This window comes from Ruegeria sp. AB9 (assembly GCF_056542585.1).
Genome location: NZ_JBQGAA010000002.1, coordinates 385,086 through 406,885, shown reverse-complemented (window position 1 = coordinate 406,885; position 21,800 = coordinate 385,086). Strand labels below are relative to the sequence as shown.

Below are 21,800 nucleotides of genomic sequence, written 5' to 3'. Positions count from 1 at the left end.
CCCGCGCGTCAAAGATGTGCCGGGCCCGGATGGCCATACGCGTGATGCGACATTTCGGCTTGCACGCGGACATAACAAAAACGTTGATCGGGGTCAAATGAAGAGAATTTCACCTGTACCCGCCCGTAACTTGCCGTGAATTTCAGCAACAATTCAGCAACTTCCGGGGAAGTGTTTCTCTAGTTTTTCGTCCAGGTTCAAAGGTCGGTGGCGCAGCAGGCCGTGGTGTTCCAGATTGGCACGCACTTCTGCGTCCGTGCCGCTCATTTCATCATAAAACGCGCGCAGGCCATCCATGCCCTGTTCGGCTTCGATCCAGTTGAGCAATTCGTTCTTGCTCAGACCACCCTGTTCACGCGGGACATTAGGAGCCATGCCAGCCTGATACGAGCCGCGATCCATGCGGAATTGATAATGCGCTATCCAGTGGTCCCAGTCCGGTGCATGGTGATGGCACAGATCGACCTGCGGCAGTTCGTATTTGCACGGCAGCAGCACTTGCTTCTGAAACAGGTTGTGAATGCGGAAGCTCAGATGTTTCAACCCTGTTCGTACGAACAGCTTTCCTTGTACGTGACTTAGGAATCCGCCCATGACGAACGCGCCGTAATTCGGGTAAATGGCCTCGACCAGCGCTTCGCGGTTCGGGCCATGAGGGATATGAGCTTTGTACTGGTCTTTACCTCCGGCCAACGCTTCTAACGGGCGGACTCGGGCGGCATGAACTGTGCTTGGCACATCGCGCAACACATCTGCGATGGGATCGGCGGACCACAGATATTCATCCACATCGATATGGGTCAGCCAATCCAATTGGGTGTTTCGATAGGCAAAGGTGGCGTGAACCGACTGACGCACCTGATGTTTTTCCGGCCGCGCCCGTCCGCGTTTTTCCCAAAAGGCGTCATCACAGACGCGAACCCGAACCTTGGGGTGCATTCTGAGCGCGCGAAACGTGCGGCGGTTGGGTTCGTCCATGTAGATATACATGAAATCCACCCCCAGCTCGAGGTGATGGGCCACAAACCGAAGGACGTTTTCGGTTGGTCCCCGTACCATGGAAACAATGCCCCAGGTGGTCATTTGCGCGGTGCCCGGGCGTCGCGCATGAGTTTTAGGCGACGGAAAACACCACCGGGGTCCTTGTTCAACTCGGTCATCAGGTGATCCACGAGCGGCGCAATGGTGGGATCGTTCATCGCTTTGGTCCAGATCGGGGCGACAAGATTGACATCCAAGCCGCCCTTATCAAAGGAAAACCCTTTCATCTGGTAGGGCAGCGGTACGTGATTCTTGTTTTTGAACTGAAACGGCGTTTCCGGAGCCAGCCCCGAAAACAGCCGCTCGAACTCGTAAAGCTTCATCATGCTGAAGAACACGCGCAAGGCATGTCCGACTTCGCGCTGCGTCGGGGTCTGGCCGTGATCGGCAAAGGTCTGAACAGAAGACACCAGCCATCGCAGATCAAGCGTGGAAAGAAGGTGATCAGATTGTTCCTCCCACAACCGGCAGAACAGGGCGGGGGCCTGACGCGGAAAGGATCTCTTTCTGAGGTTCGAGATCAGTTGCGCGTTAAGGAAGGCAAGTTCAGAATTCCCGACAAATTCCCGCGCGATCTGAACGCGTTTACGGTCCCAATTGGTGTTGCGTCCGGGCGGTAGTGCCGTGGCGCTGTCGGGCACGGTGCGTTTGGCCAGACTGTCCAGATCAACGTCTAATTCGGGCAGGGTCTGGGTGCCGAACTGAAACGGGCTGCGCCGGTTCTCATAGCTGTCCAGCATGTCGGGCAGGCCACCGGGAAAGGTCAGTTCGTCGTCACTCATGCGCGCAGAATTGCACAGCCGGGTTCGGCTGTGCAATCAGCCAGTTGCCTCAGGTCATCATCTCTTTTGTCGCGGTCAGGTTCAGCTCTGGATAATCCCGAACCACCCGGTCGATGTCCCATTGCAGGCGGGTCAGGTAGACAATGTCGCCGTCATGGTCATGCGCAATGTGCTGTTTGTTTGTATTCACGAATTTTTCGACCTCGGCCTTGTCGCCGCTGACCCAGCGGGCCGATGTGAATTGCGATGCCTCAAAGCGCACGGGCAGGCCGTATTCCATCTCGATCCGGCTGGCGAGCACTTCGAATTGCAGCGCGCCGACGACGCCTACGATAAATCCCGAGCCGATGGACGGTTTGAATACTTTGGCTGCGCCTTCTTCGGCGAATTGCATCAGGGCTTTTTCCAGATGCTTGGCCTTCATCGGGTCGCCTGCGCGGACACCTTGCAGAAGTTCCGGCGCGAAAGAGGGGATGCCGGTCACGCGCAGCGCTTCGCCCTCGGTCAACGTATCGCCAATGCGCAGCTGCCCGTGGTTGGGGATGCCGATGATATCTCCGGCCCAGGCTTCTTCGGCCAATTCCCGGTCCGAGGCGAGGAACATCACGGGGTTCGAGATCGCCATCGGCTTTTTCGACCGCACATGAGTCAGCTTCATACCGCGCTTGAAGTGACCGCTTGCCATGCGGACAAAAGCCACCCGGTCGCGGTGCTTGGGGTCCATGTTGGCCTGCACCTTGAAAACAAAGCCTGCGACCTTTTTCTCGTCGGGTGCGATTTGTCGGGGTTGCGCCGATTGTGCTTGCGGCTGCGGGCCATAAGCCCCGATGCCCTCCATCAGTTCCTTGACGCCAAACGAGTTGATGGCCGAACCGAACCAGATCGGTGTCATATGGCCTTCCAGCACCGCCTGAGGGTCAAGCTTGGGCAGCAATTCACGCGCCATCTCAACCTCTTCCAGCAGTTTGTCCAGCAGATGCTCGGGTACGTGCTCGGCCAGTTTGGGGTCATCCAGCCCGTTGATCTCGATGCTTTCGGCCACCTTGTTGCGGTCGGCGCGATCCATCAGCTCCAGCCGGTCACGCAGCATGTCGTAGCAGCCAATAAAGTCGCGGCCCACACCGATTGGCCACGCGGCGGGCGTGACGTCGATGGCCAGCATTTCCTGAATTTCGTCGATAATCTCGAACGTATCGCGGCTTTCGCGGTCCATCTTGTTACAGAAGGTCAGGATCGGCAGATCGCGCAGGCGGCAGACCTCGAACAGTTTCTGCGTCTGGCTTTCCACACCTTTTGCGCCATCGATCACCATCACGGCCGCGTCCACAGCGGTCAGGGTGCGATATGTATCTTCCGAGAAGTCGGAGTGGCCGGGGGTGTCCACCAGATTGAACCGGAAATTGTCGTAATCAAACGACATCGCCGAGGCGGAAACCGAGATACCGCGATCCTTCTCCATCTGCATGAAGTCCGAGCGCGTGCGCCGCGCCTCACCCTTGGCACGCACCTGACCGGCCATCTGAATCGCGCCCCCGTAAAGCAGGAACTTTTCCGTCAGCGTCGTCTTGCCCGCATCCGGGTGCGAGATGATGGCGAATGTCCGGCGCCGGGCAATCTCGGGCGGCAGGGTGGGTTGGTTCGAGGTATCAAGCATGCACGGGCGTATAGGCGGGGAATCCTGCCGAAGCAAGACAAAGGGGCTGGTTCGAATCGCATGCCTGTGGCAATAAGAACATATAGTGAACAAATGATGGAGTGGATCGATGAATTTGAAAGAGATTGCCGACGAACTGGTGGCCGGTTGCCGTGAAAACCGAGCCAAGGAAAACCTGTCCAAGCTTTACGCCCCCGACGCTGTTTCGGTCGAAGGGCAGGACTTTCAGGGAATGGGTCGGGAAACCAAAGGGGTCGAAGCCATCCGTGGCAAGCATGAGTGGTGGGAAAGCGCTCATGAGGTGTCTGGTGCGTCTGTCAGCGACCCGCTTCCTCATGGCGAAGACCGTTTTGCCGTGATTTTCGAAGTGCAGGGCAAAGTGAAGGAAACCGGCGAAGCGTTCGATATGCGCGAAGTGGGTGTCTATCACGTCGCTGACGGCAAGATTGTGCGCGAGGAGTTCTTCTATTGATCGACGATCCGTTTCTGGTCTTCCCTGTCTGGCCGGTGCTAGACATGCGGCGATGACTGACAGGGAGGATCCAATGGATCTGGGAATTCAAGGAAAACGCGCGCTGGTGTGTGCCAGCAGCAAAGGATTGGGGCTGGGATGCGCTGAAGCTTTGGCTGCGGCTGGTGTAAATCTCGTGATGAATGCACGCGGCTCCGACGCTTTAGAGGCTGAGGCCGCGCGCCTACGCGCAGAGCACGGCGTTGAGGTGGAGACGGTCGCTTGCGACGTCACAACTGCCGAGGGGCAGGCACAGGTGATCGAAGCTTCGCAGGGCGTTGATATTCTTGTGACAAATGCCGGTGGGCCACCGCCGGGGTTGTGGTTGGATTGGGAGCGCGATGATTTCATCAAGGCGCTGGACGCCAACATGCTGACGCCTATTGCGTTCATGAAGGCGTTGCTCCCCGGAATGATGGACAAAGGCTGGGGGCGGGTGGTGAATATCACCTCGCAATCCGTGCGGGCTCCAATCCCTGCATTGGGTCTGTCGAACGCTGCGCGGACTGGTCTGACCGGCTATGTGGCGGGAACATCCCGTCAGGTTGCACCACATGGAGTGACCATCAACAACCTTTTGCCGGGTATCCATGCGACGGACCGCGCGAATTCGCTGGATGGTGGCGTGGCGGCACAGAAGGGGATTTCCATGGATGAGGCACGGGCCGAACGCGCTGCAACCATTCCGGCACGGCGATATGGCACGCGGCAGGAATTCGGTGCGGCTTGCGCCTTCCTATGTTCGCAACATGCCGGGTTCATCGTTGGGCAGAACATTTTGCTGGACGGTGGCGGCACCAACCTGACGATGTAATCATGGCGCAGGGGTTTTCGTTGAAAGATCAATTGTTTAACGTTGATAAAGTAAACTATCTCAGTGAGTTATTTGCGAACGCTGAACCATCTTTCGATGCCCCTGCATTTCAGGCACAGGTTATGTCGCGTCTGCCAGAGCTGGAGTTGAAAGAGCGTATGGCCTGGATCGCAGAATGCCTGCGACAGGCCGTGCCGGGGGATTTGCCAGCCGTAGCTCCGGTGATCCTGCGGGCTTTGCCCGAGCCTCTGGACCCTTCCAAATCGGATGACGATTTTGGAGATTTTATCTTTGCGCCTTTGGGCGATTGGGTGGCGGCCATCGGATTGGATCACTTGGATCTGGCACTGGACGTGCTGGGAGAGGTGACACAACGTTTCTCGATGGAATGGGCCATACGGCCTTTTCTCAACCAAGACCCGGATAAGGTGTTGGAGAGGATGCAGGACTGGTGCTCCCATGACAGCTATCACGTGCGCCGGTTGGTCAGTGAAGGCACGCGACCTCGCCTGCCTTGGGGGCAGGCAGTTGGTCTGGATCTGACAGACCCGCTGCCACTGTTGGACCGTTTGCATGGCGACAACACGCGGTATGTTACCCGGTCAGTGGCTAACCATCTGAATGACATTACGAAGAAAGACCCGGATCTGGTGCTGGGGCGTTTGGGTGAATGGCGCGCCGAGGGGATTCAGGACGTGGCAGAGCTGGATTGGATGACCTCTCATACGCTGCGCGGATTGGTCAAAGCGGGGCATCCCGAAGCTATGAAGATGCTGGGCTATTACCCGGATGCCGATATTGCCGTAACAATTGATCTGAATTCCGAGGCACGCATTGGCGAAGCGTTGGAGTTTTCGGTTGATCTAAGTGGGGTTGGTGAGCAACCAGTTTTGGTAGATTATATTGTGCATTTTCAACGTCATGGTGGAAAAACCTCAGCCAAAGTGCATAAACTCAAACAGACAGCTTTGAAAGACGGCAAACTAAAGTTGGCCAAACGTCACAAGCTGAAGGGTGATGCCACGACTTTCAGGTTGGTCCCCGGTGCGCATCGGCTTGAAATCCAAGTGAATGGCAAGATTTGCGCCAGTGTGGATTTTGAGCTGCTGGCGTAAAGCCTCAACAAAGTGCTCACGCTTTCGTCAAAAACGTCTTAGCCGGATTGCGAATGGCCTGCCGCTGCATTAGCTGCGAAGCAGCCACTTGCAAGGGGAAGAGCGCGATGAAGCATGAATCGGTGCAGAATTATTATGGTGAAGTCCTGCAGAGCAGCGCGGATTTGCAGACCAACGCGTGCTGCACGCCTGACGACATGCCGGATCATCTCAAGCGCATCCTGTCCGAGATTCACGACGATGTTCTCACCCGCTATTACGGGTGCGGCCTGATCGCACCACTGGATCTGGAGGGTATGTCGATCCTCGATCTCGGCTGTGGGGCCGGTCGTGATGTGTATGCGCTATCTGCCATGGTCGGTGAAAACGGCCGGGTGGTTGGGGTGGACATGACGCCCGAGCAATTGGATGTCGCCCGTGCGCATCAGGACTATCATGCCAAGGCGTTTGGCCACGCCCAGACCAATGTTGAATTCCATCACGGTTATATCGAAAAGCTGGATGAACTGGAACTGGAGCCCGGGTCGTTCGATATCATCGTGTCGAACTGCGTCATCAACCTTGCAACCGACAAGGATGCGGTTTTGCGCGGCGCGCATCGTCTTTTGAAAGAGGGCGGCGAGATGTATTTCTCGGATGTCTATGCCGACCGCCGTATCCCACAGGCGATGGCCGAGGATGAGGTTTTGTACGGCGAGTGCCTGTCAGGTGCATTATACTGGAATGACTTTCTGTCAATGTCACGCAAAGCGGGTTTCGGTGATCCCCGCCGGGTGACGCACCGCCCGCTGACCATCGAAAACCCGGTGTTGGAAGAGCGTGTTGCCCCCCTTAATTTCCTGTCGGCCACGTATCGTCTGTTCAAACTACCCGCACTTGAACCGGCTTGCGAGGATTACGGTCAGGCGGTGATCTATAAAGGCACCGTTCCCAACGCACCGCACGAGTTTGTTCTGGACGACCACCATGCCATCGAAACCGGCAAGGTCTTTCCTGTCTGTGGCAATACCTGGATGATGCTGCAGGACACGCGTTTTTCCCGCCATTTCGACTTTATCGGCGATTTCTCAACCCACTACGGTATTTTCGGCGGTTGCGGCGGCGAAAGCCCGTTTGAAGCCGTGGGTGAGACATCATCTTCGGGTGGTTGCTGCTGATCTCTTGCACCTGAAGGGCGGTGTTGCTATCCCCGCCCAAGCCCGATGGATTTGATCGGGAAAGGCAATGGGGTCCATCGGTGACAGGTAACGCAACTCCTCCGCGTCTGGAAATTCGTAACATTATTCGCCGGTTCGAAGGGCGGGTGGTCGTGGATGACGTGTCGCTGACCGTGCAGGCAGGCAAGGTGACATGTCTGCTGGGGCCGTCGGGCTGCGGGAAATCCACCACCTTGCGCATGATTGCCGGGGTCGAGATGCAAGATTCCGGCGAGATCTACGTCGATGGCAAGTTGATCTGCGATACGGTGTTCCGGGTGCCGCCGGAACGGCGTGAGATCGGTCTGATGTTTCAGGACTTCGCGCTGTTTCCACATCTAAGCGTGGCCAACAACGTGGCTTTTGGTCTGAAGGGCAGCAAGGACGAGAAACGTGCCCGGGTCGAGGAACTGTTGCGCAAAGTGGACCTGATGCGGTTCATCGACGGGTTCCCGCATCAGTTATCGGGAGGTGAGCAACAACGAGTTGCCTTGGCGCGCGCTTTGGCACCACGTCCCCGGATCATGCTGATGGACGAGCCGTTTTCGGGCCTCGACAACCGTTTGCGTGACGGTATCCGCGACGAGACACTGGCCATTCTCAAGGAAGAGGATGCCGCTGTTCTGCTGGTCACGCATGAGCCCGAAGAGGCAATGCGCATGGCTGATGAAATCGCCCTGATGCGACGCGGCAAGATTGTCCAGCAAGGCGCGCCGTATAACGTCTATACTCGCCCTGCGGATAAGGCGGCGGTAGCATTTTTTAGTGATGTCAACGTGTTACATGCTCAAGTTAATGGAGCTTTGGCCGACACCCCGTTTGGTCAGTTCCTTGCACCGGGCATCCCGGACGGAACCGATGTCGAGATCGTCTTCCGCCCGCAGCACATCAAGTTGGATTTCGACCGTAACGGTAAAGGCCCACTGCCGACAGCGACTGATGGTGTCGCAGCGCGGGGCGTGGTCGAACGCGCGCGGTTCCTGGGAAACGAAAGTCTGGTCGAGTTTCGCATGGATTATGACGGCTCGATCCTCAGGGCGACAGTTCCGAATGTCTTTGTTCCTAATCCCGGCCGTGCCATGTGGCTGACCATTCGTCGTGACAAGTGTTTCGTTTTCCCTGAGACGAAGAACTAACCTCTCGATTTCCGCGCAAGTGGTGCGCGAAAGCCTCAGATTGCAGGTCCACGTCGCTTGCCGCAGCGCGGAGCGGGGTCTATCAAGGGCCAAACGCGGGGGTAAATCGGGCACATGCGTATTCTTCTGACCAATGATGACGGGATTAACGCTCCGGGCTTGATCACGTTGGAAGCGATTGCTGCTGAACTGGCAGGACCCGAAGGAGAGGTCTGGGTGGTTGCACCTGCCTTTGAACAATCCGGGGTCGGGCATTGCATCAGCTACACCCATCCGACGATGATCGCCAAGCTGGGCGAGCGACGCTATGCAGCCGAAGGGTCGCCTGCGGATTGTGTGCTGGCGGGGCTGCACGACGTGATGGTTGACGGTCCGCCAGATCTGGTCCTGTCGGGCGTAAACCGGGGCAACAATTCGGCTGAGAACACGCTGTATTCCGGCACCATTGGCGGCGCGATGGAAGCGGCGCTGCAGGGTGTTCCTGCGATTGCTCTGTCACAGTATTTCGGCCCACGCAATCTGGGGTTGGGTGACCCGTTCGAGGCCGCCGCGCGCTTTGGGGCCGATCTGGTCCGGCGTATTCTGGATGCCAATCCGGCAGAGCAGGGCGATTATCGCCTGTTTTACAACGTGAATTTTCCACCTGTTCCGGCGGATGAAGTGCTGGGCACACGCGTTGCGCCACAGGGGTTCCGGCGCGATACACATTTCTCGGTCGAGCCGCATAGCTCGCCCTCGGGGCGGCGGTTTTTGTGGATCAAGGGCGGCTATCAGCACAATCCAACCGCACCGGGAACCGATGCTGCGGTCAATCTGGAAGGCTATATTTCGGTCACGCCGATGCGCGCGGACCTGACCGCACATGACATGCTGGAGGCATTGAAGGCAGTCGAATGAGCGGACTGGACCCGGAAACAGTAATGCAGTTCCTGTTTGCCCTACGCAAACGGGGGGTTACGGACGCGCGCGTTCTGGCGGCGATGGAACAGGTTGACCGAGGTCGCTTCGTAACCGGCCTGTTTTCGGATCGCGCCTACGAGGACATGCCTTTGCCGATTTCCTGCGGCCAGACGATCAGTCAACCGTCTGTTGTTGGTCTTATGACTCAGGCGCTGGATGTAAGGCCGCGGGATACCGTGCTGGAGATTGGAACAGGGTCGGGCTATCAGGCGGCAATCCTGTCAAAACTGGCGCGCCGGGTCTATACGGTCGAGCGTCACCGTCGGCTGGTCAGCGAAACAGGAAAGCTATTTGCCGATCTGGGACTGACGAATATTACGGCCATGTTATCGGATGGATCCTTTGGTCTGCCGGAACAGGCCCCCTTTGATCGGATCATTGTAACGGCGGCGGCCGAGGACCCTCCGGGACCGCTCTTGGCGCAGCTGAAAATCGGGGGTATTATGGTCTTACCCGTAGGTCAGTCGGACGCGGTGCAGCAGCTGATCAAAGTGACGCGCACCGAGACCGGTCTGGACTATGACGAATTGACGTCAGTCCGTTTCGTGCCTCTGCTTGAGGGGCTTGGCAAGGACGAGGCGTAACAGGCTTAATGAATTGGTCGCCGGAACCCCGGACAACAGGGGCAGGCGTTGAGGACAGAATTATGAGTGCAGTATCCAAATCAGCTATGCGTCGCTGCGCGACCGGAGTGGCCGCTCTGGCTATTCTGGCCGGGTGTGAGGGGCCACTAGATTACGATTTGCGTGGGCAGATCGGCGGGTTTTCGACCACCGATGCAGCGCAATCGGCAACAACGGCCCGCCCAACACCCGACAGCCGGGGGGTGATAACCTACCCGAACTATCAGGTGGTCGTAGCCCGACGGGGTGACACGGTACGCGATGTAGCCGCACGGGTTGGATTGCCAGAGGGCGAGCTGTCGCGTTTCAACGGTCTTCAGACCACCGACACCCTGCGGGAGGGCGAAGTCCTTGCATTGCCGCGTTCCGTTGGCGCAGGTAGCGGCGTAGACATCGCGTCAGTTGCCGGAGCCGCAATTGACCAGGCCCCGGAAACGGGGGGCGTCAGGACGACAACATTGGAACCTGCCAAACCTGCCCCGGCACCTGTCGCAACCGGGCCGGAACCTGTCCGTCACAAGGTCAAGCGTGGCGAGACGGCCTATACGATCTCGCGCCTATACCAGGTGCCGGTCGAGTCGCTGGCGGAGTGGAATGGCTTGGGGTCGGATTTCACCGTGCGTGAAGGCCAGTTTCTGTTGATCCCGGTCAAAAACCAGCCTGCACCACGTCAAAGCGCTGCTGCAGCGGCGCCTGTTGCGGCCACCGAAGTAACGGAACCGGGGCAGGGATCGCCCACACCGACACCGCCGAGTGCCACTCAGCCCTTGCCGGACGAAAAGGTCGCGCCTTTGGCCGAAGCCCCCGATGTGACCGCCGAAGCACCGACCAGTACGCGGTCTTCAGCTTTGTCTTTGCCGGTAAGCGGCACGATCATTCGCGGTTACAACAAGGGCAAGAATGAGGGCATCGACATTGCCGCAGCGCCTGGCACGGCCGTTAGTGCGGCTGACGCGGGCACCGTCGCGGCGATTACGGCTGATGCGGATCAAGTGCCCATCATCGTGGTGAAACACAAAAACGATCTGCTGACGGTCTATGCCAATGTCGATGATATCACCGTCAAGAAAGGTGATCGGGTACGTCGCGGGCAAAAGCTGGCGCAGCTGCGGGGCGGAGAGGATGCCTACGTTCACTTTGAAGTGCGCAAAGGATTTGAATCTGTTGATCCCGAGCCTTACCTGAAGTGAGGGTGAATGGCCCGTTTCGGGTCATGCTTCGGCCGGGCATGTTTGTGGAAAGATGAAACCTGTCAGGCGTTTGGGTCGTAGTCGCTCAGGCGTTTGCCGGGCTCGTCTGCGAAAAGTTCCGGAAGCGGCGCAACGAATTCGATCAGGTCGATGCGGAAGACACGGAAGCCTTGGCGCTGTTCGCACCAGGCGGTGAGGGTCCAGACGCGGCCCCAGTATTCCATATGAAGCGGGCGTATGGTGCGTTCTGTCAAAACGCCATCAATCCGGCGGTATGACAGTTGGAGTTTCTGGCGCGATTTGATGGCTGCGCGGATCGGAGCCATATGAGCAAGCCCACGGGCGGCGTCAGCAAATGGGTATACCGCGAATTTCCACGTATCGGCCTCTGCCACCACTTGCGTTGGCAGAACGGCATCAATTTTGTCGGCCAGAGAGTTGGCGGCCGCTTTCAGGTCCGGATCCGCAGCCTCGGCCACGATAGCCATGCCGAGGTTCAGGGCTTCCAGCTCGGCCGGGGTCAGGTTCAGCGGGGGCAGGGTGATCTGCTCGCGCACCATGTAACCTACGCCGCGTTCCCCCTCGACAGGAACGCCCGAGGCCACCAGCGTATCCATGTCGCGATAGATGGTGCGGACAGACACCTCGAGCCGGTCGGCGATATCCTGCGCGCGGTGCAGTTTGCCGTCGCGCAGGATCTGGATGATGTCGAACAGGCGGTCAGTGCGGCGCATGACTCGCCGCCCGGACCGCGCCTAGGCAGTCATGTTCCATAATACGTTCTCGTGGCGCATCTGAATGCTATCCGGGTTGATGGCAGCCATCAGGCCAGCGCAGAAGTCCTGCTGCGGGAACTGCGCGGCGGCGTCCTGTGCCGCCTTCATATCCGTCCAGACAACATAGTCAGTCCAGCGACCGTCTGCGCCCTGACTGAGCTGCCGATGGGCAAAGCCCGGCGCACTGCGCACAAAGGCCTCGGAAGCCTGACTGAGTTTCACGAACTCCTCTGGCGTGGTGCCATTGGCGAGGGTGAAGGTGACGATTTCAGCGACATGGGTCATTTTGTACTCCGTTGACCTGGTTTCGATATCGTCTTCTTACTCATGCCCAACTGACATAAACCTGTCAGTTGAAAAATACGACCCCTTAGATTTTCCCAGATCACATCAATTTTCACCCTCAATCTGTTCTTGATCCCTTTTGAGACAGGACATAGGGGCGTAAACACGGACCCAGTTCATATTCCCGGCGCGCACGTGCGCCGAAGAAAAAGGAGAAAAGACATGCTCAACAATATTGGCCTTCCAGGTCTTCTGCTAATCGCCGTTGTGGTTCTGGTTCTGTTTGGCCGTGGCAAGATCAGCTCGCTGATGGGTGAAGTCGGCAAAGGCATCACTGCGTTCAAGAAGGGCGTCAAAGACGGTTCGGAAGAGCTGGAACAGGACGCCTCCGAGCTGGCCAAGGACGTCACACCCGAGACCGAGAAAGACAAGGTGTAACCGCAGATGTTTGATCTGGGCTGGACCGAGCTTCTGGTCATCGGCATCGTTGCCCTGATCGTCGTGGGGCCGAAGGACCTGCCGGTGTTGTTCCGCAATGTCGGGCGTTTTGTCGGCAAAGCGCGCGGAATGGCGCGTGAGTTCAGCAGCGCTATGAACGAAGCTGCCGATCAGGCCGGGGTGAACGAGATCAAGAAGGGTCTCAACGCGGCCGCGAATCCTGTGGGCTCGGCCATGGATGGCGTCAAGCAAGCCGCGCAGGACATGGCGAAAAGCATCGATCCCACCAAGTTCGATCCGGACAGCGAAACCGGTAAACTGGCAACAGAGCGCGCCGAGCAGGCCAAGAAGATTCAGGCTACCACTGCCCGCGCCGCTGCTGAGCGTAAGGCCAAGGAAGCCGCGGACGCGCTTGCAAAGGCCGAAAAAGCCGAAGCCGCGCTGAACACTGAAAGCAAGACATGAGCAAAACCGACGAGATTGACGATTCCTCGGCTCCGTTGATCGAGCATCTGACCGAACTGCGGACGCGGTTGATCCACAGTGTCGTGGCTTTTCTGATCGGTATGATCATCTGTTTTACCGTGGCTACGCCGATCTTCAACTTTCTGACCGATCCTCTGTGTCAGGTTCTGGCTGACCGAGGGCAGGATTGTGACCTGATCTTCATCTCGCCGCAGGAAGGGTTCTTTGTTGCGATCAAAGTGTCCTTGCTGGGCGGCTTCATTCTGGCGTTTCCCTATATCGGGATGCAGATGTGGCGCTTTGTGGCACCGGGCCTCTACAAGTCGGAAAAGAACGCGTTTCTGCCCTTCATGCTGGCTTCGCCCTTCATGTTCCTTTTGGGCGCGAGTTTCGCGTTCTACGTTGTCACGCCGCTGGCTTATGATTTCTTTCTTGGGTTCCAGCAATTCGGAACTGAAGGAGAGGCCGTCGCTGATGGTGTCAACGCGGCACCGCTGAGTGTGGTGTTCCAAGGCTCGGCACAGGAATATCTGAACCTTACGATCAAGTTCATTGTCGCCTTTGGCCTTTGCTTCCAACTGCCTGTCCTGTTGACTCTAATGGGTAAGGCAGGGCTGGTGAGTGCCGAAGGCCTGGGCGCTGTGCGAAAATACGCGGTCGTCGGTATCTTGGTTCTAGCGGCAATCGTCACGCCGCCGGACGTGATCACTCAGATTATCCTGTTTGTTGTGGTCTATGGTCTCTATGAGATTTCGATCTTCCTTGTCGCCCGTGTCGAAAGGAAGCGTGAAGAGCAACTGCGCGCCGACGGATATTACGATGATGAGGCGGAAGCAGACGAAGACCTGATGCAGGAATTCGAAGACGACAAATAATTCCGCCGACAAAAAACAGAAGGGCGCGCCATTCATGGTGCGCCTTTTTCATTCGAAGCTCTTGTTGCTCTAATCGGAACGTGCTTTGAACCCCTCCAGACAAGACCGGAGGCACAGATGGACGACCAAGCCCTGAACCGTATCGCCGAGGCGTTGGAACGCATGGCACCGGCTCCTTTGGCTGCGCCCGATTTCGCCGCTGCCCCGGCCTTTGTGTGGCATGTGGAACCGGATCGACTGGAACCTGTTTCTCTGGTCAACCGGGTCGATCTGGATCTTCTGGTCGGCATTAACCGCTCACGCGATACACTGTTGGACAATACGCGTCGGTTCGCAGCCGGGTACAAGGCGAATAACGCGCTGCTCTGGGGTGCACGGGGGATGGGCAAATCCAGCCTGGTGAAAGCTGTGCATGGTACTCTGAGCACGGACCATCCTGATTTGAAACTTGTGGAACTGCAGCGCGAGGATATGGGCACGGTTGCGCGCCTGCTGAACCATCTGCGCGCGGCGCCGTATCGGTTCATCCTGTTCTGCGACGACCTTTCCTTCAGCCACGATGACCAGCACTACAAATCGCTCAAGGCGGTTCTGGATGGCGGCATCGAAGGCCGCCCTGAAAACGTGGTATTCTACGCAACCTCGAACCGACGCCACCTGATGCCGCGGGATATGATCGAAAACGAACGCTCCAGCGCCATAAACCCGTCAGAGGCGGTCGAGGAAAAAGTCTCGCTGTCCGACCGTTTTGGTCTTTGGTTGGGTTTCCACCCCTGCGATCAAGACGAATACTTGGCCATGATCGATCGTTATTGCGCGGCGTATGGTGTTTCAGTCGACGCGGAAATTCTGCGCGCCGAAGCAATCGAATGGCAAGCCACACGCGGATCGCGCTCGGGCCGTGTCGCTTGGCAGTTCTTCGTCGATCTGGCCGGGCGCAACGGCGTGCATATCGCCTGATCCCAATTTCATCTGGCTAAAATACCCAGACCGGAGGCATGGCCCGTCAGGGCCATTTTCTAGAGCAAGGCCAGTATCCGCGCGGCTTCATCTGTGGTGCTGTTCAGCGCGTCCCGGTCTTCCCCGGGATGAAACCGTGCGCGCACGGCCGTCGGCATCGGTGCAGGTTCCACGATTGAAACCCGAGGTCCGGTGCGTTCGGTCTCGGCCGCCCAACTGCGGGCCAGAGCCATTTGCGCGGCCTTGGTGGCGCCGTAGATGCCATAGAACTTCTCACCGGCTTTCGGGTCATCAAAAAACACCGCGTGTCCATTCTCACCCAGAAGGGGCGTGACATACGGGATCAAAACCGAGGTCGCGTTTGCATTCGTGTTGATCGCCTTGGTCCATTCCTTGGGATCGACAAAATGCACCGGGGTCAGCGCCGAGGTATGAATGGCTGTGTGCAGCCACAAATCCACTTTGCCCCAACGGTCATGAATTCCCCGACACAGGGTTGCCATTGCGTTTGGATCGGTGATGTCCATCGGTGCCAGAGTGGCTGAGCCGCCCTTGGCATTAATGCGATCGTCCAGTTCCTCAAGCCCGCCGGTGGTCCGGGCAACGGCGACGATATGGTATTCGGGTGCCAGCGCTTCTGCCAAGGCAGCGCCCAACCCGCGAGAGGCCCCGGTGACAAGGGCGATTTTTGTCTGATCGGTCATGGCTGCGGTTTGAACCCCTGTGCGCGGGGCGTCAAGTCGCGATTAGCTGCCGGGAATGGTGATACGCTTGGTCTGGCCGCTTTGTCGCAGCATAATGCCATGTTCATCAATCGCGACTACGGTACCCGAGGCGACACGGCTGCCCGGCTTGACTTCTTTCACACGGCCCGAAGACAGGCGCATAAGGGCGCGCATATCGGCCTTTGGCCCAAAGACCCCCAGAACCGAAACGGAATTCTTCTTCAGCGCGCCCTGTTGAGTGGCCGCACTTTTGACTGTGGCGTTTGACATGATCCGCGGTCCGGAAGCTCGCCCCGAACCCCTTTTTTTGAGTGAGTGGTCGCTGCCGGATATCAAAATGATCAAGAGAACAAAAGCACGGCACGGACAGGTGGCATCACGATTTGGTAGCTTTGAAAAAAGCCTTTGTGATTGCGCATAATTCGCCGTTTGGTTGTGGCGATTTCCCACTCATCCATAACACCTGCCCGCGACCGTGCCGGGTGGCAGCTATCGTTTGGCAAAAGTCTTGCGTCGCTTTGATTCGCCAATCAGAATGGGAAACCGATTGCGTCAGGCCCGACTTTTCAACTCAGCCAGAAGCCAGTTTTGCGGCGTTCCAGGACCCGCCTGGAACCTCCATATCCGCACGTTTCTGGCTGACACGGCTGCTGTTTTCCAGATTGTCCAGATAACCTTCGCTGACACTTCCAGTGATGTAGTTGCCATCAAAGCAGGAACAGTCGAAGGCTTCGATCTCAGGATTGCCTTCCTTGGCAGCCCAGATTAGGTCATCCAGGTGCTGATAGAACAGCGCGTCCGCGCCCAGTTCTTTGCGGATCTCTTCGATCTCTTTGCCGTTTGCGATCAGTTCGGCCTTGGTGGGCATGTCGATCCCGTAGACATTGGGGTATTTAACTGGCGGCGAGGCACTGGCGATATAGACCTTCTTGGCCCCGGCGTCGCGGCACATTTGGACGATCTTCTTGATCGTGTTGCCACGCACGATGGAATCGTCGATCAGCAAAACGCTATGACCGTCGAATTCCAACGGGACGGCATTCAGCTTGCGTCGGACAGATTTCTGCCGTTCTGCCTGACCGGGCATGATGAAGGTGCGTCCGACATAGCGGTTCTTAACCAAGCCTTCGCGATAAGGGATGCCGGTGATCTTCGCAGCTTCCAGAGCCACGGGGCGGGCACTGTCAGGCACAGGGATGATCCGATCGATTTCCAGACCCGAGTCCTGAATCTGTTTGGCCAGCGTCTGTCCCATGCGCATCTGGGTTTTGTAAACCGAGACACCGTCAAGCAATGAGTCCGGACGGGCAAGATAGACATATTCGAAAATACAGGGCGTCAGCTTGCCCTCGACGGCCTGAAACTCGTGCATATTGCCGTCCAGATCAATCAGGATGGCCTCACCCGGACGCAGATCGCGCAGTTTTTCAAAGCCGTTGATACCAAAGGCCACGTCTTCCGATGCAAAAGCGTAGTCGTCTCCTTCGCCGTCGACCGCGCGCTTGGCGACTGATAAAGGCCGGATGCCAAACGGATCGCGGAAGGCCAGCATGCCGACGCCTGCGACCAGACAGATAACGGAATAGGCGCCCTGAACACGCTCCATGGTCATCTTGACGCCTGCAAACAGGTTGCGAATGGGTTCAGCATTGCCATTCACCTTGATCGCGTCCGCGACCTTGTCGGCCAGCACGTTCAGCAAGATCTCGGAATCCGATGTGGTGCGCAGGTGACGGCTGTACTTCCCGGTCACTTTCTCTCGTTGTTCAGCCGTATTCGTGATGTTGCCGTTGTGAACCAGATAGATGCCATAGGGCGCATTCACAAAGAAGGGTTGTGCCTCTGCCGCGCTGAGCGAGCCGGCAGTGGGATAGCGAACGTGGCCCATGCCGACGTGCCCCAGAAGTGTTTCGGCATCCTTGGCGTTGAACACGTCCTTGACCAGACCGTTGGCCTTCTTTTCCCGGAAAAACTCGCCGTTGTAGGTCACGATGCCCGACGCGTCCTGACCCCGGTGCTGCAACATCAGCAGCCCGTCATAGATCTCGGCAAACACATCATGTGTCCGGCTTGCGATTCCCAAAATCCCACACATGTACGGGGCTCCAACTTCTATGACGATTTCATCTGAGGCTTGACCGCTTTTCGGATTCGGATCGTCTGTAAGGCGTGCACGGGTGTTTTGGTAGCAAGTGAACATGACGCCAATAGGGCGACCATCATTACGACCAGCGCGCATTCGTACAGAAAGAACAAGATCGGTGGCTCCGATTCCGTGGCGGGTTGGCCTCCACATAATGCCTAATGGCGTGGCTGTCACCAAAGGATCACACTCACCTATTGCCGCAGGCTCAAATTGTGCGCAGCGGCTCATGCTCATGAAACGGATGACATGTGCATTCATATATGCTGTCATGCTAATGAATATGGGCAAATTGGGATTGGTGCAGCACGCAGAGGGCCGGAATGTGGCAGCATAAGCCTCAACAAAAGAAACAGGAGCCGATCAAGCAACGATGCCATAGGTGCCGGGGAATGGGGCGCGCGCCCTGCCAGATCTGCAACGGGGCAGGTCAGCTTGCTAAAAGTCGCGATATTCACGGCAAACCTATATTCAGCCGGTGCGACGGTTGTTTCGGGTTGAAAGCGATCCGCTGTACAGTTTGTGGCGGAGAAGGGTATATTTGAACCGTCATAAAAAAGCCCGGGCAGTGCCGGGCTTTCAATTTCCAAGTTTAACCTGAGATTAGCCGTCGACTGGTGCCGTGGTTGCAGGTTGTTCATTTCCTGCCGTGCAGCTGGCAACAAGCTCTTCATATTGTGCGGTTACCCAACCCAAAGCTGCTTCGGGGTTCTGTTCTTCAATCTGACTGCTGAACTGTTCGAACACTTTTGCCGACCGGCTTTCATCAACGATAGTGTAGGACTGGCCTGTCATGACGGTGTCGTACACAAAGAAGGCGATCGCAACCAGCAGAATACCGCGTGCGATGCCGAAGAATAGCCCCAGTGCCTGATCCAGACCCCCCAAAGCCGAGCGCTGAACCAACGACGAAAACAGCGGTGTGAAGATGCTGACCACAATCAGCGCCACCGCGAAGACTGCCGCAAAGCCGGTGATCACCGACAGTTCACAGCTGTCGCGCAGGAAATCTCCGACCACCGGGATTTCCTTGACCAGCGGCACAGCCTGCGGGGCAAAAATGAACGCCAGAACAGCCGCTGCGACCCAGCCTGCAATGGCCAGAACTTCGCGCATGAAACCACGTGAGTAGGCCAACAAGCCCGACACCACGATGATCAGGGCGACGACCCCGTCAATTATTGTAAAACCTTCCATGGCCCTCGCCTGTTCTTTTTCTGCCCCTCGCGGCGCGACTTTAACCTGCTCCGAAGGTTTCGCCAACAAACCCCACCAAATCAGAGGGTCGGGTGAGTGTCAGACCTGCCACAGTGCCGGTTTTGCCACCTGCCGGAGCAATTGCCGCTGTGAAACCAAGTTTTTGCGCTTCTTTCAACCTGTTTTCGGTCTGAGGGGCGGGTCTAAGTGCCCCGGACAGCGAGATTTCTCCGAAAACAACTGTGTCTGCGGGCAGCGCTGTGTCTTCCCTGGCGCTGAGAAGTGCAGCTGCCACAGCAAGATCGGCGGCGGGTTCGCTGACTTTCAACCCTCCGGCGACGTTCAGATAGACATCAAGGCCAGCGAAGGGGATGCCGCAACGTGCTTCGAGCACCGCAAGGATCATCGCCAGCCGTCCGCTGTCCCAACCGACAACCGTGCGGCGGGGCTGGGAATGGGGTGATGGTGCGACGAGTGCCTGCAACTCGACCAGCACGGGGCGGGTGCCTTCTATGCCGGCGAAAACAGCAGAGCCGGGGCTTGGTTTGCCACGTTCAGAAAGGAACAGGGCCGAGGGGTTGGTCACTTGCGCCAGCCCCTTTCCGGTCATTTCGAACACGCCGATCTCGTCCGCTGGTCCAAAACGGTTCTTGACCGCGCGCAGGATGCGAAACTGGTGGCCGCGTTCACCTTCGAAATAAAGCACCGTGTCAACCATGTGTTCGACCACGCGGGGGCCAGCGATCTGGCCTTCCTTGGTGACATGGCCGACCATGATGATTGAAACCCCGTGTCGTTTCGCAAACGTGGTCAGTTCATGTGCCGCGGACCGGACTTGCGACACCGAACCCGGGGCGCTGTCCACGTTGTCGGCCCACATGGTCTGAATCGAGTCGATGATCGCCAGACCGGGCTTTTCTGCCTCGAGCGTGGTGAGGATGTCGCGCAGGTTGGTCTCGGCGGCAAGTTGTACCGGAGCATCCTCGAGCCCAAGACGACGCGCACGCATCCGGACCTGGGCGCTGGCTTCCTCGCCCGAGACATATATGGTTTTGACACCCGCTCGCGCAAAACGGGCTGCGGCTTGCAAAAGCAGCGTGGATTTGCCGATGCCGGGATCTCCGCCCACAAGCAGAGCCGAGGCGGGGACAAGGCCGCCTCCCAGCACACGGTCAAGTTCCTCTACCCCGCAGAGCGTTCGGGGGGGCGGGGTTTCCTCGGTCGACAGGTCCGTGAGTGCGATGGACTGGCCGCGTTTGCCGCCGAGGGATTTCCTGGCCGGTCCAGCCGAAAGGGGCGCGTCCTGAGCGATGGTGTTCCATTCGCCGCAACCGTCGCAGCGCCCGGACCACCGGGTATGTGTCGCGCCGCAGGCCGAGCAGGAGAAAGAAGTCGTCTTTGCCATGACGCACTTCGTGCCCGAGCTTGGGCGGTTCTTCAAGCCCTTGCGGGCTTTACTCACCGCCGGTGGCGCGCTGCGGCTTCAGGCCCGGATGGGCCATCATCCGCAGCGGGCGCTGTCGCGCCTATTCCGCCGCCCGAGGGGGGGACATTGCAACCACGCTCGATGCCTTGGTGGAATTGTCTTTGCGCGGCGTGTGCAATTGAGTCGACAGTTCTGGCAAAAGCTCGAACAGCTCATCCCGCAGGCGTGCCAGTTGCGACTTGGCGATTGTCTCTTCCATTTCGACATCGCGGGTCCACTGGCGCAACTCGTTCTGGATGACCTGCGCTTCTTCCAGCCGCTGTTGAAATAACTCGATTTCTTCTTGTCGCTGTTGCAGGAACATCCGCGCGCGTTCGACCCGTGCATCGCCATAGGTCTGGGCCAGTTCCTGGCTGATCTGGCTCATCTGCGCGGCCAATTCCAGAATCTCCGGCTCGAGCGACTGCAGGTCAGGGTGCTGGCGCAGAAAACCCATGCGCTCTTTGACGGCGTCAAACTCGGAGGACATCATGAACAGCCCGCCACGGTCAGCGGCATGGGCCATTTGATACGCTTCTGCGATGTCATGCATGTTGAGGGCAAATTTGCGGTGGTTGTTTTCCAGGGCCATCATTCGGGCATTGGCGGGCAGGTAAAACGCCAGCATGAGAAACAGCACCGTCAGGCCAATCTGGATGTACATTCCGGCATCCGTTGCTTGCGCCTCACCAAATCCGGCCTGCATTGAGAGCCAGGGCAATACGCCCAAAACGGATAACAGCGTGGCTGAAACGGCCAGCAGGGCGGCCGCGCATATCATGAAAAAGGTCAATCTCAATAAGACATTCTGAAATTGCAAGGTGATGCTTTGGAGGGCGGCCATGATCGTCGAACTCCTTCTCAAACCGGAACACACCGGGCCCTAGCGGAGGGAGATCAAGACAAAACAGGTGATCCGCTAAGGACCCGCGAACTACAAAACTTTACTGCTCGAAATATAAAGATGATACTTAGACTTGTGTTTTCAATCAATTAGGTCTGAGCTTTTCGTGAAGTGGATGTCATCTCTGTAATATGGCCAAGCGCGATCGAGGCCAAAATGCAGGCTGTGAAGAGGTAAAGACCCCACGCAGTTTCGATGGTGGCGTATGAGATGCCCTTGGCCAATGTGATGTAAAGCGCGATCAGAAAGACATCGGCCATGGCTAGCTTGCCGAGGATGTTGAGCGCGGGTTGGACGCGGGCATCCAGCAGGTTCCATTGGATCAGCGCGGTGCCGATGGTTTTGATGTAGGGCGCAAACAAGGCGAAGATGGTGACGATCAGCGCAAGGAAAACGTCGGATTTCCACAGCGACTGGAGGCCGGTGATGACGCTGATTTCGCTGAGGCCGAATATTGGCAGGAACCCCGCGCGCATCAGCGGGGCGAACCATGCGATGGGGTAGAGGATCAGGAGGGAAAGGGTTGCGAGGCGGAGGGGCATGTG

At 57.7% G+C, this 21,800-nt stretch carries 24 protein-coding genes; 12 read left to right on the top strand and 12 right to left on the bottom strand.

Annotated features, from left to right (window positions below; all coding sequences use genetic code 11):
- Window positions 1-153: 153 nt before the first annotated feature.
- The 3 genes from ACR0K5_RS07855 to ACR0K5_RS07845 are packed head-to-tail and all read right to left on the bottom strand — an operon-like array spanning window position 154 to window position 3,477.
- Window positions 154-1,083: a glycosyltransferase family 2 protein gene (locus ACR0K5_RS07855; RefSeq protein ID WP_480629143.1), complete on the bottom strand. Its 930-nt coding sequence runs from the start codon at window positions 1,081-1,083 to the stop codon at window positions 154-156.
- On the bottom strand, window positions 1,080-1,823 hold the full coding sequence (locus ACR0K5_RS07850) for a hypothetical protein (RefSeq protein ID WP_480629142.1): 744 nt from the start codon (window positions 1,821-1,823) through the stop codon (window positions 1,080-1,082). Before ACR0K5_RS07850 ends, ACR0K5_RS07855 begins: the two co-directional genes overlap by 4 nt.
- Before the next feature lie 49 nt (window positions 1,824-1,872).
- Window positions 1,873-3,477 (bottom strand): peptide chain release factor 3, encoded by a 1,605-nt coding sequence (locus ACR0K5_RS07845; RefSeq protein WP_480629141.1) that lies wholly within the window; start codon window positions 3,475-3,477, stop codon window positions 1,873-1,875.
- A gap of 109 nt (window positions 3,478-3,586) precedes the next feature.
- On the opposite strand from ACR0K5_RS07845, the gene ACR0K5_RS07840 reads away from it, so the two are divergent.
- The 8 genes from ACR0K5_RS07840 to ACR0K5_RS07805 all read left to right on the top strand — a co-directional run bounded on the left by ACR0K5_RS07840 (window position 3,587) and on the right by ACR0K5_RS07805 (window position 11,022).
- A complete protein-coding gene (locus ACR0K5_RS07840) occupies window positions 3,587-3,949 on the top strand; it encodes a SnoaL-like domain-containing protein (RefSeq protein WP_480629140.1) in 363 nt (120 codons plus the stop codon).
- Window positions 3,950-4,022: 73 nt separating this feature from the next.
- On the top strand, window positions 4,023-4,802 hold the full coding sequence (locus ACR0K5_RS07835; protein ID WP_480629139.1) for an SDR family oxidoreductase: 780 nt from the start codon (window positions 4,023-4,025) through the stop codon (window positions 4,800-4,802).
- 2 nt (window positions 4,803-4,804) lie between these two features.
- On the top strand, window positions 4,805-5,917 hold the full coding sequence (locus ACR0K5_RS07830) for a hypothetical protein (RefSeq protein WP_480629138.1): 1,113 nt from the start codon (window positions 4,805-4,807) through the stop codon (window positions 5,915-5,917).
- Window positions 5,918-6,024: 107 nt separating this feature from the next.
- A complete protein-coding gene (locus tag ACR0K5_RS07825) occupies window positions 6,025-7,074 on the top strand; it encodes a methyltransferase domain-containing protein (protein WP_480629137.1) in 1,050 nt (349 codons plus the stop codon).
- Between the two features lie 80 nt (window positions 7,075-7,154).
- Window positions 7,155-8,249, top strand: a complete 1,095-nt coding sequence (locus ACR0K5_RS07820; protein ID WP_480629136.1) for an ABC transporter ATP-binding protein — start codon at window positions 7,155-7,157, stop codon at window positions 8,247-8,249.
- Between the two features lie 114 nt (window positions 8,250-8,363).
- On the top strand, window positions 8,364-9,146 hold the full coding sequence (gene surE / locus ACR0K5_RS07815) for a 5'/3'-nucleotidase SurE (RefSeq protein ID WP_480629135.1): 783 nt from the start codon (window positions 8,364-8,366) through the stop codon (window positions 9,144-9,146).
- A complete protein-coding gene (locus ACR0K5_RS07810) occupies window positions 9,143-9,793 on the top strand; it encodes a protein-L-isoaspartate(D-aspartate) O-methyltransferase (RefSeq protein WP_480629134.1) in 651 nt (216 codons plus the stop codon). Before surE ends, ACR0K5_RS07810 begins: the two co-directional genes overlap by 4 nt.
- Before the next feature lie 62 nt (window positions 9,794-9,855).
- Window positions 9,856-11,022 carry a LysM peptidoglycan-binding domain-containing protein gene (locus ACR0K5_RS07805; RefSeq protein WP_480629133.1) on the top strand — a complete coding sequence of 389 codons (1,167 nt, stop codon included), beginning with the start codon at window positions 9,856-9,858 and terminating at the stop codon, window positions 11,020-11,022.
- A gap of 62 nt (window positions 11,023-11,084) precedes the next feature.
- Here ACR0K5_RS07805 and ACR0K5_RS07800 read toward each other — a convergent pair whose 3' ends face one another.
- Together ACR0K5_RS07800 and ACR0K5_RS07795 are read right to left on the bottom strand one after the other, a co-directional pair.
- Entirely contained in the window at window positions 11,085-11,756 is a 672-nt protein-coding gene (locus ACR0K5_RS07800; RefSeq protein ID WP_480629132.1) for a helix-turn-helix transcriptional regulator, read from the bottom strand.
- A 21-nt stretch (window positions 11,757-11,777) separates the two neighbouring features.
- Window positions 11,778-12,083 (bottom strand): hypothetical protein, encoded by a 306-nt coding sequence (locus ACR0K5_RS07795; protein WP_480629131.1) that lies wholly within the window; start codon window positions 12,081-12,083, stop codon window positions 11,778-11,780.
- Window positions 12,084-12,305: 222 nt separating this feature from the next.
- Here ACR0K5_RS07795 and ACR0K5_RS07790 point away from each other — a divergent pair, with 222 nt between their 5' ends.
- The 4 genes from ACR0K5_RS07790 to ACR0K5_RS07775 all read left to right on the top strand — a co-directional run bounded on the left by ACR0K5_RS07790 (window position 12,306) and on the right by ACR0K5_RS07775 (window position 14,821).
- Entirely contained in the window at window positions 12,306-12,521 is a 216-nt protein-coding gene (locus tag ACR0K5_RS07790; RefSeq protein WP_117868756.1) for a twin-arginine translocase TatA/TatE family subunit, read from the top strand.
- Between the two features lie 6 nt (window positions 12,522-12,527).
- Window positions 12,528-12,986 (top strand): Sec-independent protein translocase protein TatB, encoded by a 459-nt coding sequence (tatB, locus tag ACR0K5_RS07785; protein ID WP_480629130.1) that lies wholly within the window; start codon window positions 12,528-12,530, stop codon window positions 12,984-12,986.
- The gene (gene tatC / locus ACR0K5_RS07780; protein ID WP_480629129.1) at window positions 12,983-13,861 is read left to right on the top strand and encodes a twin-arginine translocase subunit TatC; all 879 of its coding nucleotides are present in this window, start codon (window positions 12,983-12,985) and stop codon (window positions 13,859-13,861) included. Before tatB ends, tatC begins: the two co-directional genes overlap by 4 nt.
- A gap of 117 nt (window positions 13,862-13,978) precedes the next feature.
- A complete protein-coding gene (locus tag ACR0K5_RS07775; protein WP_480629128.1) occupies window positions 13,979-14,821 on the top strand; it encodes an ATP-binding protein in 843 nt (280 codons plus the stop codon).
- Between the two features lie 59 nt (window positions 14,822-14,880).
- Here ACR0K5_RS07775 and ACR0K5_RS07770 read toward each other — a convergent pair whose 3' ends face one another.
- The 7 genes from ACR0K5_RS07770 to ACR0K5_RS07740 form a co-directional block, all read right to left on the bottom strand.
- Complete coding sequence (locus tag ACR0K5_RS07770; RefSeq protein ID WP_480629127.1) at window positions 14,881-15,525, bottom strand: SDR family NAD(P)-dependent oxidoreductase; 645 nt, start codon at window positions 15,523-15,525, stop codon at window positions 14,881-14,883.
- Between the two features lie 42 nt (window positions 15,526-15,567).
- Complete coding sequence (locus ACR0K5_RS07765; RefSeq protein WP_480629126.1) at window positions 15,568-15,816, bottom strand: hypothetical protein; 249 nt, start codon at window positions 15,814-15,816, stop codon at window positions 15,568-15,570.
- A 301-nt stretch (window positions 15,817-16,117) separates the two neighbouring features.
- Complete coding sequence (purF, locus tag ACR0K5_RS07760) at window positions 16,118-17,641, bottom strand: amidophosphoribosyltransferase (protein ID WP_480629363.1); 1,524 nt, start codon at window positions 17,639-17,641, stop codon at window positions 16,118-16,120.
- 651 nt (window positions 17,642-18,292) lie between these two features.
- On the bottom strand, window positions 18,293-18,886 hold the full coding sequence (locus tag ACR0K5_RS07755) for a CvpA family protein (RefSeq protein ID WP_480629125.1): 594 nt from the start codon (window positions 18,884-18,886) through the stop codon (window positions 18,293-18,295).
- A gap of 40 nt (window positions 18,887-18,926) precedes the next feature.
- Entirely contained in the window at window positions 18,927-20,291 is a 1,365-nt protein-coding gene (gene radA / locus ACR0K5_RS07750) for a DNA repair protein RadA (RefSeq protein WP_480629124.1), read from the bottom strand.
- Between the two features lie 121 nt (window positions 20,292-20,412).
- Window positions 20,413-21,132: a DNA repair protein gene (locus ACR0K5_RS07745; protein WP_480629123.1), complete on the bottom strand. Its 720-nt coding sequence runs from the start codon at window positions 21,130-21,132 to the stop codon at window positions 20,413-20,415.
- A gap of 212 nt (window positions 21,133-21,344) precedes the next feature.
- A complete protein-coding gene (locus ACR0K5_RS07740) occupies window positions 21,345-21,797 on the bottom strand; it encodes a paraquat-inducible protein A (protein WP_480629122.1) in 453 nt (150 codons plus the stop codon).
- Window positions 21,798-21,800: the final 3 nt, after the last annotated feature.